11 protein-coding genes are annotated in these 11,379 nt (G+C 75.1%); 3 read left to right on the forward strand and 8 right to left on the reverse strand.

Annotated elements, in window-relative coordinates; genetic code table 11:
• Window positions 1-59 precede the first annotated feature (59 nt).
• From G9H72_RS03860 to G9H72_RS03870, 3 genes are all read left to right on the forward strand, one after another.
• Entirely contained in the window at window positions 60-1,868 is a 1,809-nt protein-coding gene (locus G9H72_RS03860; RefSeq protein ID WP_166167499.1) for a S9 family peptidase, read from the forward strand.
• A gap of 78 nt (window positions 1,869-1,946) precedes the next feature.
• Window positions 1,947-4,148 carry a putative bifunctional diguanylate cyclase/phosphodiesterase gene (locus G9H72_RS03865; protein ID WP_166167502.1) on the forward strand — a complete coding sequence of 734 codons (2,202 nt, stop codon included), beginning with the start codon at window positions 1,947-1,949 and terminating at the stop codon, window positions 4,146-4,148.
• Between the two features lie 68 nt (window positions 4,149-4,216).
• On the forward strand, window positions 4,217-4,531 hold the full coding sequence (locus G9H72_RS03870; protein ID WP_166167505.1) for a hypothetical protein: 315 nt from the start codon (window positions 4,217-4,219) through the stop codon (window positions 4,529-4,531).
• Between the two features lie 38 nt (window positions 4,532-4,569).
• Here G9H72_RS03870 and G9H72_RS03875 read toward each other — a convergent pair whose 3' ends face one another.
• From G9H72_RS03875 to G9H72_RS03910, 8 genes are all read right to left on the reverse strand, one after another.
• Window positions 4,570-4,962: an Imm1 family immunity protein gene (locus tag G9H72_RS03875; protein WP_166167508.1), complete on the reverse strand. Its 393-nt coding sequence runs from the start codon at window positions 4,960-4,962 to the stop codon at window positions 4,570-4,572.
• Between the two features lie 175 nt (window positions 4,963-5,137).
• Window positions 5,138-6,223 carry an aspartate-semialdehyde dehydrogenase gene (locus G9H72_RS03880; RefSeq protein ID WP_166167511.1) on the reverse strand — a complete coding sequence of 362 codons (1,086 nt, stop codon included), beginning with the start codon at window positions 6,221-6,223 and terminating at the stop codon, window positions 5,138-5,140.
• The gene (locus tag G9H72_RS03885; RefSeq protein ID WP_166167886.1) at window positions 6,220-7,500 is read right to left on the reverse strand and encodes an aspartate kinase; all 1,281 of its coding nucleotides are present in this window, start codon (window positions 7,498-7,500) and stop codon (window positions 6,220-6,222) included. The genes G9H72_RS03880 and G9H72_RS03885 overlap by 4 nt, the downstream gene beginning before the upstream one ends.
• Before the next feature lie 368 nt (window positions 7,501-7,868).
• Window positions 7,869-9,161, reverse strand: a complete 1,293-nt coding sequence (locus G9H72_RS03890) for a ferredoxin reductase family protein (RefSeq protein ID WP_166167514.1) — start codon at window positions 9,159-9,161, stop codon at window positions 7,869-7,871.
• 23 nt (window positions 9,162-9,184) lie between these two features.
• Window positions 9,185-9,550 carry a hypothetical protein gene (locus G9H72_RS03895; RefSeq protein WP_166167517.1) on the reverse strand — a complete coding sequence of 122 codons (366 nt, stop codon included), beginning with the start codon at window positions 9,548-9,550 and terminating at the stop codon, window positions 9,185-9,187.
• Window positions 9,551-9,624: 74 nt separating this feature from the next.
• Window positions 9,625-10,329 carry a DUF5063 domain-containing protein gene (locus G9H72_RS03900; protein ID WP_166167520.1) on the reverse strand — a complete coding sequence of 235 codons (705 nt, stop codon included), beginning with the start codon at window positions 10,327-10,329 and terminating at the stop codon, window positions 9,625-9,627.
• On the reverse strand, window positions 10,322-10,921 hold the full coding sequence (gene recR / locus G9H72_RS03905; protein ID WP_166167523.1) for a recombination mediator RecR: 600 nt from the start codon (window positions 10,919-10,921) through the stop codon (window positions 10,322-10,324). Before recR ends, G9H72_RS03900 begins: the two co-directional genes overlap by 8 nt.
• Window positions 10,922-10,929: 8 nt before the next feature.
• Window positions 10,930-11,313 carry a YbaB/EbfC family nucleoid-associated protein gene (locus G9H72_RS03910; protein WP_331271958.1) on the reverse strand — a complete coding sequence of 128 codons (384 nt, stop codon included), beginning with the start codon at window positions 11,311-11,313 and terminating at the stop codon, window positions 10,930-10,932.
• Window positions 11,314-11,379 lie beyond the last annotated feature (66 nt).

Below are 11,379 nucleotides of genomic sequence, written 5' to 3' on the forward strand. Positions count from 1 at the left end.
GGCCCCGGCCGTGGGGCCGGACCGCGCGGAGCCGCCCGCGCATGGTCTGATGCTCTGCCATGGACGAGCAGACCACGGGGGCGGTCGCGGACTGGGAGCTCCGGTTCCGGGCCGCCCGTGTCTCCCTGCCGGAGTGGGCGCAGGACGCCCCGCACCGGTGCCTCTACGTCTCGAACGCCACCGGCACGTACGAGCTGTACGCCTGGGACCGGGCGGCCGGCACCCACCGGCAGGTGACGTCGCGGCCGAACGGCACGAGCGACGGGGCGCTGACGCCCGAGGGCGAGACCATCTGGTGGTTCGACGACACCGACGGCGACGAGTACGGCGTCTGGCGGGTGCAGCCGTTCGGCGGCCCACCGCGGGACGGCGCACCCGACCCGGAGGCCGCGCCCGGCCTGGCCGCGGCGTACTCGGCCGGGCTGGCCCTGGGGCGCGGCGGGCTGGCGGTCGTCGGCCGCGCGGACGACGACTACGGCACCGAGGTGTCCGTCGTCGCGCCGGGCAAGGAGCCGCGCCGTCTCTACGCGCACGCCGAGAGCGCGACGGTGGGTGACCTGTCCGAGGACGGGGCCTGGGTCGTGCTGGCCCACTCCGAGCACGGGGACTCGCGCCACCCGGCCCTGCGCGTGCTCCGGGTCGCCGACGCGGCGACGGTCGCCGAGCTGTCCGACGCGCCGGGCAAGGGGCTGCACCCGCTCGGCTTCGCGCCCGTCGACGGCGACCCCCGGCTGCTCGTGGCGCACGAGCGCCGCGGTCGCTCGGAGCTGCTGTTGTGGGACGTGGCGAGCGGCGCGGTCGACGAGCTCGACCTCGGCCTGCCCGGCGAGGTGGGCGCGGAGTGGTTCCCCGGCGCCGCGGCGCTGCTCGTCGAGCACGAGCACGCGGCGCGCAGCGAGCTCTACCGGTTCGACCTCGCCGAGCGGTCGCTGACCCGGCTGGAGACCCCGCACGGCGTGGTGGGCGCCGCGACCGCCCGCCCCGACGGCGTCGAGCTGTCCTGGTCGTCCTCGGCCGAGCCCTCCGTCGTGCGCGACCTCGCCGGCCGCACGGTGCTCGCCCCGGCCGGCCCGCGGCCGCCGCGCTCGGTCCCCGTGCAGGACGTCTGGGTCGACGGGCCCGGCGGCCGGATCCACGCCCTCGTCTCGCTGCCGGCCGGCCCTGCGCCGCACCCGGCCGTCTTCCTGGTCCACGGCGGCCCGGCCTGGCAGGACTTCGACTCCTTCGCCGCCGATGTCGCTGCGTACGTCGACTGCGGGCTCGCCGTGGTGCGGGTCAACTACCGGGGGTCGACCGGCTACGGCTCGGCCTGGCGGGATGCGATCGAGCACCGGGTCGGGGTGACCGAGCTCGAGGACCTCGCCGCGGTCCACCACGAGGCCGTCTCCCGCGGGCTGGTCGACCCCGGCCGGGTGGTGCTGTCCGGTGGGTCCTGGGGCGGCTTCCTGACCCTGCTCGGGCTGGGCCGACAGCCGCAGCTGTGGTCGCTGGGCGTCGCGGCCGTGCCGGTGGCCGACTACGTCGCGGCCTACGCCGACGAGATGGAGCCGCTCAAGGCGTACGACCGCTCGCTGTTCGGCGGCTCGCCGGAGGAGGTGCCGGAGCGCTACCGGGAGTCCTCGCCGATCACGTACGTCGACGACGTGCGCGCGCCGGTGCTCGTCATCGCCGGCGAGAACGACCCGCGCTGCCCGATCCGGCAGGTGGAGAACTACCTGCAGCGGCTGCGCGGGCGGGAGGCGCCGCACGAGGTCTACCGCTACGACGCCGGTCACGGATCGCTCGTCGTCGAGGAGCGCGTGCGCCAGATGCGGGTCGAGCTCGACTTCCTCGCCCGGCACGTCCCCGGCGTCCGGGCGCCGGGGTGACACCTGCGCTGGCCCGATCGGGTCAGGAGTTCTACACAAGGCCGGGTGAAGCCTGCGCTGCTGGGCAGACCGTTTGCTGTGGGGGACGGTCCGCCCGACCGGATAGCGGCGGCGCTCGACGCGACGAGCGACGCCATTCTCTTCGTCGATCACAGCTGGGTCGTGCAGTACGTGAACAGCGCGGTGAGCGCGGTGCTGCGCCGCCCCGCGTCGGAGCTGCTGGGCAGGCGGCTGTGGGACGAGTACCCCGACGCGGTGGGGACCCGCTTCTGGGAGGCGTACCACCGGGCGATGGACACCGGCATCCCCACCACGGTCGAGGAGTACTACAAGCCGCTCGACGCCTGGATCGAGGTCCGCTCCTTCCCCGGCCCCGAGGGCCTGACCTTCTTCCTCCGTGACGTGACCGGCCGTCACCGGGCCTTCGCCCTGCTCGCCGGGCAGACCGCGGCGCTGCAGGGCATCGTGGCGGGGGTCGACGTCTTGCGGACCTTCGAGGAGGTGACCCGGCTGGCCGAGGAGACCCTGCCCGGCTCGGTGGCCGCGGTGTTCGTGCTCGGCCCTGCCGGTGATCTCCTCGAGCTCGCGGCCGGGCCCCGGCTCCCGCCGCCGCTCGCCGATGCGGCCCGCCGCCTGGCGGTCGGGCCTGCCGGTGGGGCGGTCGGCAGCGCGGCCGAGCGCGCCGAGCTCGTGGTGGGGGACGCCGCGGGCACCTGGCCTGCGGACGCCGGGCTCGCCGTCCGGGCCGGTCACGGCGTCCTGGCGTCGTGGTGCCATCCGCTGCACGGGCGCGAAGGCCGGGTGGTCGGCGTCCTCGGCTGCTTCCTCGACCGCCCCGGCGGCCCCGACGAGGTCGAGCAGGCCCGGCTCCGGCTCATCGCGGAGCTGGCGGCGCTGGCCCTCGAGCGCAGCCGGCTGGACCAGGAGATCCGGACCCAGGCCCTGCACGACCCGCTGACCGGCCTGCCGAACCGCGCGCTGCTCATCGACCGGCTGGAACAGGCGCTCACGTCTGCCCGGCGCGACCGCTGCGGCGTGGCCCTGCTCTTCTGCGACGTCGACCGGCTCAAGCCGATCAACGACTCGCTCGGGCATGCCGCGGGCGACGAGCTGCTCCGGGCCCTGGCCGAGCGCCTGCAGGCCACGGCCCGCTCGGCGGACACCGTCGCCCGGCTCGGCGGTGACGAGTTCGTCGTGCTGTGCGGGGCTCTGGGTCAGGAGCTCGAGGCGGTGGCGATCGCCGACCGGCTGCTCGCGGCGGTGACCCAGCCCCTCGCGCTGCTCGGGCAGGAGATCCGGCCGTCGGTGAGCATCGGGGTCGCCTTCAGCGAGCCCGGCCGCCACCAGCTCCCGCCCTCGACGGCCGCCGCCCTGCTCCTGCGCGACGCCGACGACGCGATGTACCGGTCGAAGGCGGACGGCGGCGAGCGCATCAACGTCTTCGCCGAGCCGATGCGGGCGGAGGCCGAGCGGCGGTGGGAGCTCGAGCGCGGGCTTCGCGATGCCCTGCGGCGCGGGGAGGGGCTCTCGGTGGCGTACCAGCCGCAGGTGGACCTGCGCACCGGCCGGGTCGTCGGGGTGGAGGCCCTCGCCCGCTGGACCACCGATCGGGGGACGATCGTCCCGCCCGGCGAGTTCATCCCCGTCGCCGAGGGAACGGGGCTCATCAGCGACATCGGCGCGCGGGTGCTCCACGAGTCCTGCGCCGCGCTGGCTGCGCTGCCGTCGGCGCTCGGCCGCCCGCGCCTCTCGGTCAACCTCTCGGCCCGCCAACTGCTCGACGCCGGGCTCCCGGCCCTCGTGCAGTCGGCGCTCGCCGGCGCCGGGCTGCCGGGGGACCGGCTCTGCCTGGAGATCACCGAGACCGTGCTGATGGAGGACGCGCCCGGCCTGCTGGAGACGCTGGGCCGGCTGCGCGACCAGGGCGTGGCCATCTCGATCGACGACCTGGGCACCGGCTACTCCAGCCTCGTCTACCTCAAGCGGCTGCCCGTCACCGAGCTGAAGGTGGACACCTCCTTCGTGTCCGGCCTGGGCCGCAACGCCGACGACGAGGCGATCGTCGGCGCGGTCGTCCAGCTGGCCGCAGCCCTCGGCCTTGACGTCGTCGCGGAGGGCGTCGAGACCCGCGCGCAGCTGGACAAGCTCGTCGAGCTCGACTGCGCGACGGCACAGGGGTTCTTCTTCACTCCCGCCCTGGAGGCCGGGCGGCTGCAGGCCTACCTGCAGGACGCGCTCGCTCGCGGTGCCACCCCCACCACCGACCCCGCCGGGCGCTGATCCCGCAGCCGGCCGAGCCGCTCACAGCCCGCTGGCCGCCCACCGACCGCGGGAGGCAGGATGGTCACATGGCCCGCCGCGACGACCCCGACGACATCGACGCCCTGCTCGCCGAGGTCGACCGCACGCTCGGCGACGCGCCGAGTGGCGGCGCTCCGCGCGCGGGCAAGGGCGCGAGCCCGGTCCCGAGCGGTCGCTCCCCCGAGCCGCGTGCGCGCGGCAGTCTCCCCGACCGTGCCCGCACCGCTGCGCTGAGCGCAGCGGCCGGCGCGGCCGTCGTGTTCGCGCTCTTCGCGTTCCTGCCGTTCCTCGGGGCCTGGTCGGGCGCGGCCGGCGCCTTCCTCGCGACGTTCGTCGCGGTGTTCCTGCTCCGGCGGCGCTGAGCCGCAGCCGCCGGAGGACCGTGGCGCCCGGACGGGGGTCAGCCCTCCCACTCCAGGCCGTCGTCGAGGTCGCCCTGCCGGACGAAGCGCCAGGCCGCGCGGACGGCCGCGTCCGGGCCGACGACGTAGCGCAGCTCGTACTCCCCCGGCGTGCCGGCCGCGACCACGGTGGCTGAGCCCTCCGGCGCTCCCGGGTCGACGAGGGAGTACACCTCGCCCCCCGCGTACGTCACGTAGACCACCAGCCCGGCGTACGCGGAGCCCCCGCAGGCCAGGTGCGCCCCGTCCGGCCCCGCGAACACGACCGCGGTCGTGTCGATGCCGTCCAGGGCTTCGACCAGTTGACGGACGGTCCCCTCGTCCCAGTCCGGCTCCCACTCGCGCTCCACGGCCGAGCCGCGGATGGCCGACGCCACACTCGTCACGAACATCGGGTCAGCGAATCATGGCGGCCGCGGGCCGGCGTACGCCACCCGGCGCCCCTGCGTCCCGGCCGGGCAGCGGGGCGACGCGACGCCGGCTCGGTGAGGCCGGCTCGGTGAGGCGGGTAGCGGGGCTCGGGCAGGAGCGACGGCGCGCCCGCCTGCACCGGCCCCCGCCCCCCGGTCACTGCTCGACGAACTCCTCGGCGACCAGCTCGGCGATCTGGGCCGTGTTGAGCGCGGCGCCCTTGCGCAGGTTGTCGCCGCAGAGGAACAGGTCCAGCCCGTTCGGCTCGTCGAGCGAGCGCCGGACGCGGCCGACCCAGGTCGGGTCGGTGCCGACGACGTCGGCGGGCGTCGGGAACTCGTGGTTGGCCGGGTCGTCGGAGAGCACCACGCCGGGCGCCTCGGCGAGCACGGCCTGGGCCCGGGCCTGGTCGACCTCGCGCTCGAAGACCGCGTGGACGGCGAGGGAGTGCGTGGTGACGACCGGAACCCGGACGCAGGTGGCGTTGACCTTCAGGCCCGGCAGGCCGAGGATCTTGCGCGACTCGTTGCGGACCTTGAGCTCCTCGCTCGACCAGCCGCCGTCCTTGAGCGATCCCGCCCACGGCACGACGTTGAGCGCCAGGGGCGCGGGGAACGGGCCGGTGTCTCCGATCACCCGGCGCACGTCGCCCGCCTGGGTGCCGAGCGTCGCGTCGCCGGCGACCTTGGCGATCTGCTCGCGCAGCGCGTCGACACCGGGCTGCCCGGCGCCGGACGCCGCCTGGTACGACGCCACGACCAGCTCGCGCAGCGTGTACTCGCGGTGCAGCGCGCCGAGCGCGACGATCATCGACAGCGTCGTGCAGTTGGGGTTGCTGATGATGCCGCGGGGACGCTGCCGCGCCGCCTCCGGGTTGACCTCGGGGACGACCAGCGGCACGTCGGCGTCCATCCGGAAGGCGCCGGAGTTGTCGACGGCGACGGCGCCCTTCGCGGCGGCGACCGGCGCCCACTCCGCGGACACCTCGTCCGGCACGTCGAACATGGCGATGTCGACGCCCTCGAACGCCTCCGCGGACAGCGCGACGACCTCGAGCTCCTCGCCCCGGACGCGCAGCTTCTTGCCGGCCGAGCGGGCGGACGCGATGAGGCGGATGTCGCCCCACACGTCCTTGCGGGTGCTGAGGATGTCGAGCATCACGGTGCCGACGGCGCCCGTGGCCCCGACGATCGCGAGCGTGGGGCGCCCGTCGCGGCGCCGGAGGGTCGGAAGAGCGCTCATCGGCCGGTCCCTGCGTAGACGGTGGCGACCTCGTCGGTGGCGTCGAGGTCGAAGGCCGTGTGCAGGGCCTGCACCGCGGCGTCGAGGTCGTCGGCGCGCACGATCACCGAGATCCGGATCTCGGAGGTCGAGATGATCTCGACGTTGACGCCGGCGCCGGCCAGGGCGTCGAAGAACGTCGCGGAGACGCCCGGGTGGGAGCGCATGCCCGCGCCGATGAGCGACACCTTGCCGATGGCGTCGTCGAACAGGATGTCGTCGAAGCCGATCGTCGGCTGCACCTTGCGCAGCGCGGACACCGCCGTCTGGCCGTCGGACTTGGGCAGGCTGAAGGAGATGTCGGCCCGGCCGGTCGCGACCGAGGAGACGTTCTGCACGATCATGTCGATGTTCGTGCCGGCGTCGGCCAGCGCGCGGAAGACCGCCGCGGCCTCGCCCGGCTTGTCGGGCACCCCGACGACCGTGACCTTGGCCTCGCTGCGGTCGTGAGCGACGGCGGAGATGATCGGCTGCTCCACGTCCTGGCCTTCCTCGGTTGCGCGCGGGGTGTTGGTGACCCAGGTGCCCTCACGCTGGCTGAACGACGAGCGCACGTGGACGGGCAGGTCGAAACGGCGGGCGTACTCGACACAGCGCAGGTGGAGCACCTTGGCCCCGCTCGCGGCCATCTCGAGCATCTCCTCGTAGCTCACCCGGGCGAGCTTGCGGGCGGTCGGCACGACCCGGGGGTCGGCCGAGAAGACGCCGTCGACGTCGGTGTAGATCTCGCAGACGTCGGCGTTCAGCGCCGCGGCGAGCGCGACGGCCGTGGTGTCGGAGCCGCCACGGCCGAGCGTGGTGATGTCCTTGGTGTCCTGGCTGACGCCCTGGAAGCCGGCGACGATCGCGATCGCGCCCTCCTCCAGCGCCTGCGAGATGCGGCCCGGCGTGACGTCGATGATCCGTGCCTTGCCGTGCGCGGAGTCGGTGATGACGCCGGCCTGGCTGCCGGTGAAGGACCGGGCCTCGAGGCCGAGGTTGCCCAGCGCCATGGCGACCACGGCCATCGAGATGCGCTCGCCGGCGGTCAGCAGCATGTCCAGCTCACGGCCGCCCGGGATCGGCGTGACCTGCTCGGCCAGCTCGATGAGCTCGTCGGTCGTGTCGCCCATCGCGGAGACGACAACGACGACGTCGTTGCCGGCGCGCTTCGTGGCGGCGATGCGCTGCGCGACTCGCTTGACGCTCTCGGCGTCGGCGACCGACGAGCCGCCGTACTTCTGCACGACCAGGCCCACGGCTATTGACTCCAGATCCACGGCGACACGGGCGAGGGTCACTCTACCGGCGCGCACCTGGCGTCTTCCTCGAGTTTCCACGGTGTTACGGCACGCCCGCCGGACAGGCCCGGCCGAAGCGGACGTCCCGTCACGCCCACCCCCGTCGCGTCGGGCGTGCCCCCGGGTCCCGCGGTTCGGCTGAATGACACATCCACCCGATAGGTCCGTCTCGATGTCGCATTCGGCCGTGGGCGGTCCGTGACAGTGGCGCATCGTGGCGAGGGCGGTCGGTCCCGGTGGCGCACCGTGCCCAGACGGTCCGTCCCGATGCCGCATCCACCCGCTGGGCCCGCCCCGATGGGGCATCGTCGCTGCCGGGGCGTGGCTCAGACGTCGGCGAACCGCTCCGCGTGCACCTGCTCGGCGGGCACCCCGAGCTCCCGGAGGGCCTCGACGGTCGCGACCACGAGGGGAGGCGGCCCGCAGACGAAGGCGTTGCGCTCCCGGACGTCGGCCGGCAGCACGCGGGCGAGCAGCCGCGCCTCGACCCGCCCGCGCTCGCCCGGCCAGCCCTCGGGCGGGTCGGACAGCACGTGCACCACGCGCAGGTCGAGCCGTCCGGCCAGGTCGTCGAGCTCCTCGCGGAACGTCACGTCCTCCCAGCGCCGGCTGGCGTAGACGAGCACGAGCGAGCGCGGGTCGCGCTCGTCCGCGAACGTCCGCAGCAGGCTCATCACGGGCGTGATCCCGATGCCGCCGGCCACGAGGACGTACGCGGCGTCCGGCCGGGCCGGGGAGAAGGACCCGTGCGGGCCGTCGAGCAGCACCCGCGATCCGGGCTCGAGGGCGCGCACGCCCGTCGTGAAGTCGCCGACGGCCTTCACCGTCAGCTCGACCTGCGCCGGCCGGGCGGCGCTGGAGGCGAACGAGAAGGGGTGCTCCTCCAGGGCGTACGGCGAGCCGGCGGTCTTCAGCCAGGCGAACTGGCCGGGGCGGAAGGGCACTCCCCCGTGCCCCACGGCGCGCAGCCGCAGCGTGGTCGCGCCGCCGCGCTCGGGGGTGACCTGCTCCACCTGGTACGGCCGTCCCGCCGCGGCGAACGGCCGGGCGACCCGCAGCGCGAACACCGCTCCCGCGCCGAGCACGGCCAGGGCGGCGACCGACGCCTGGACCGCCCCGAGGCCGAGGTAGCCCCCGACGCCCACCACGTGCCCGAGCGCAGCGGCGACCACGAGCACGCCGAGCAGCAGGTGGCTCCCGCGCCACGCCTCGTACGGCATACGCAGCGGGCGCCGCCACAGCGACAACGCCACGAGCAGGGCCAGCGCGCCCGTCGCGACGACGCCCGCGCGCGCCCGCCACGGCGCGGTGACCGGGTTCAGCAGGGCGAGCCGGCCGGGGTCGTCGGCCATCAGCAGGACGACGTGCAGGACGGCCAGGGCGAGCGCGCAGCCGCCGATCAGGCGGTGGAAGCGGAGCAGGACGTCGACGCCGAAGGGGCGGGTGAACAGCCGCAGCCGGGCCGGGAGGACGAGCTGCAGGGCCAGCATCGCCAGGGCGGAGAAGCCGATGCCGTCACTGGCGTTGGTCAGGCCGGAGCGGCGGGCGGCGTCGGGGGCCACGAGCACGAAGGCCATCGGCGCGAGCACGAGCAGGACGTACGCCGCCAGCCAGAGCACGCGCCGGCCCGCGGCGTCACCGGTCAGCCGTCCTCCGGCTGCGCCTCGTCACCACCGCCGGACCCGTCGTCCCCGCCGCGCCCGCGGCCGCGGCCGCGTCCCCGGCCGCCGTCCTCCTCCGGGGTGGCCGACGGGGAGGCGGTCGCCGCGGGCGACGTCCCGCCGGTGCGCGGCGCGACGGCCGGCGACGACGGCGCGACGGACCGGGTGGCATCGCGGTCGGCCGGGGCCGCGCCGGACGGCGGGGCCGCCGGGCTCGCGGGTGCCTGCGGTGGTGGGTCGGCGTCGCCGTCACCTGCCGCGATCGTGAACGCGACCCCGGCGGCGACGGCGACGATCAGCGCGACCAGCCCCAGGACCAGGCCGAGGGCTCCTTCGCGGCGTCGCATGGGCGGGGTCTACCCAGCCCGTCGCCGTCCCGATCCCCTGCGGAGGGAAGCGACGGGCCGAGGGCCCGCAGGCCTCAGGGGGCGGTGCGCGGGACGAAGTCCTGCGGCGGGGCGACGGCGCTGGCCGCGGTCTCGGCGAGCAGCCGGTCCTCGACCGCGAGCTCGGGGTCGTCCGCGAGGGCGTCGAGGCGTACGTGGGACACCACCGACTGCAGCGCGCGCAGCGCCGCGCTGGCGGTGGAGCCCCAGTTGGACAGGTAGGAGAACTGCCACCACCAGAGCGCCTCGACGTGGCGCCCGGCCTTGTAGTGCTGGAGCCCGTGGACGAGGTCGGACACGACGTCGGCGAGGTCGTCCGAGAGCGTGGTCGTCACGACCTCCGGCGGCTCGCCGTACGGGTCGAACACCTCGGAGTACTCGTCGACCGGGTCGAGCAGGTTGCCCAGCGAGGACCGGATGCCCTCGACGTCGGCGTCGTCGCCGGTGTCCGGCTCGAAGCGCTCGTCCGGGACGATGTCCTGCACCGCCCCGAGCCGCCCGCCGGCCAGCAGCACCTGCGAGACCTGCAGCAGCAGCAGCGAGACCGCGGTCTCCGGGCTCTCGCCGGCGGCGATCTCGCGGACGGCCAGGACGAAGCTCTCGACCTGGTCGGCGATCTCGGCGGCGAAGTCACCCCAGTCCTCGGCCGGGCCGACCGGGGGCCCCTCGTCCCCGGCGAAGTCGGTCGTGAGGTCGGGGGTGTAGCCCCCGCCCCAGTTCGCAGTGGTCGGGTCAGACATCGAGCAGCCGCCTTCCTTCGAACGCACGCCCCAGCGTGACCTCGTCGGCATATTCGAGGTCGCCACCCACCGGGAGCCCGCTTGCGAGCCGGGTTACCCGAAGTCCCATCGGTTTCACCAGCCGGGCGAGGTACGTGGCAGTGGCCTCGCCCTCGAGGTTCGGGTCGGTGGCGAGGATGAGCTCGGTGACCGTACCGTCCGCCAGCCGGGCCAGCAGCTCGCGGATGCGCAGGTCGTCCGGGCCCACGCCCTCGATCGGGCTGATCGCCCCGCCCAGCACGTGGTAGCGCCCGCGGAACTCGCGGGTGCGCTCGATCGCCACGACGTCCTTGGGCTCCTCGACCACGCAGATGACGGCGAGGTCGCGGCGCGGGTCACGGCAGACCCGGCACTCGTCCTCCTCGGCCACGTTGCCGCAGATGCGGCAGAAGCGGACCTTCTCCTTGACCTGCTCGAGCGCCACGACGAGCCGGCGCACGTCGACCGGGTCGGCCGCGAGCAGGTGGAACGCGATGCGCTGGGCGCTCTTCGGCCCGACCCCGGGCAGCCGGCCCAGCTCGTCGATGAGGTCCTGGACGACCCCTTCGTACACGGTCCGGCCTACTCGGCGCCCGGGAGCGCCGGGCCGCCCGGCAGCCCGCCGGGGAAGGCCGCACCGAGCCCCTCGCTCATGGGGCCCATCGCCCGGGCCTGCAGCTCCGCCGCGCGCGTCGTGGCGTCTCGGACCGCGGCGACCACGAGGTCGGCCAGGGTCTCGGTGTCCTGCGGGTCGACCGCCTCGGGCGAGATCTCCAGGCCGAGCAGCTCGCCCGCGCCGGACACGGTCGCCGTGACGAGCCCGCCGCCGGAGGTGCCCGAGACCTGCGCCTCGGCCAGCTCGGCCTGCGCGTCGAGCACCTGCTGCTGCAGCTGCTGGGCCTGTCGCAGCACGGCCTGCAGGTCGAGCGAGCCGTCACCTGGGAACACGTCGGGCCTCTTCTTCACAAGACGTCGGTAGGACGGCGCGTGGAGCGCCGTCTCGGGGTCGAACGCGCGAGGCGCCCGGGCCGT

The organism is Motilibacter aurantiacus, assembly GCF_011250645.1.
GTDB lineage: Bacteria > Actinomycetota > Actinomycetes > Motilibacterales > Motilibacteraceae > Motilibacter_A > Motilibacter_A aurantiacus.

Excerpts from the sequence above, each read along its gene's own strand:
- G9H72_RS03870 (WP_166167505.1), top strand. The coding sequence starts at position 4,217 with ATGGCCCGCCGCGACGACCCCGACGACATCGACGCCCTGCTCGCCGAG.
- G9H72_RS03875 (WP_166167508.1), bottom strand. The coding sequence starts at position 4,962 with ATGTTCGTGACGAGTGTGGCGTCGGCCATCCGCGGCTCGGCCGTGGAG.
- G9H72_RS03900 (WP_166167520.1), bottom strand. The coding sequence starts at position 10,329 with ATGTCTGACCCGACCACTGCGAACTGGGGCGGGGGCTACACCCCCGAC.
- G9H72_RS03880 (WP_166167511.1), bottom strand. The coding sequence starts at position 6,223 with ATGAGCGCTCTTCCGACCCTCCGGCGCCGCGACGGGCGCCCCACGCTC.
- G9H72_RS03860 (WP_166167499.1), top strand. The coding sequence starts at position 60 with ATGGACGAGCAGACCACGGGGGCGGTCGCGGACTGGGAGCTCCGGTTC.
- G9H72_RS03895 (WP_166167517.1), bottom strand. The coding sequence starts at position 9,550 with ATGCGACGCCGCGAAGGAGCCCTCGGCCTGGTCCTGGGGCTGGTCGCG.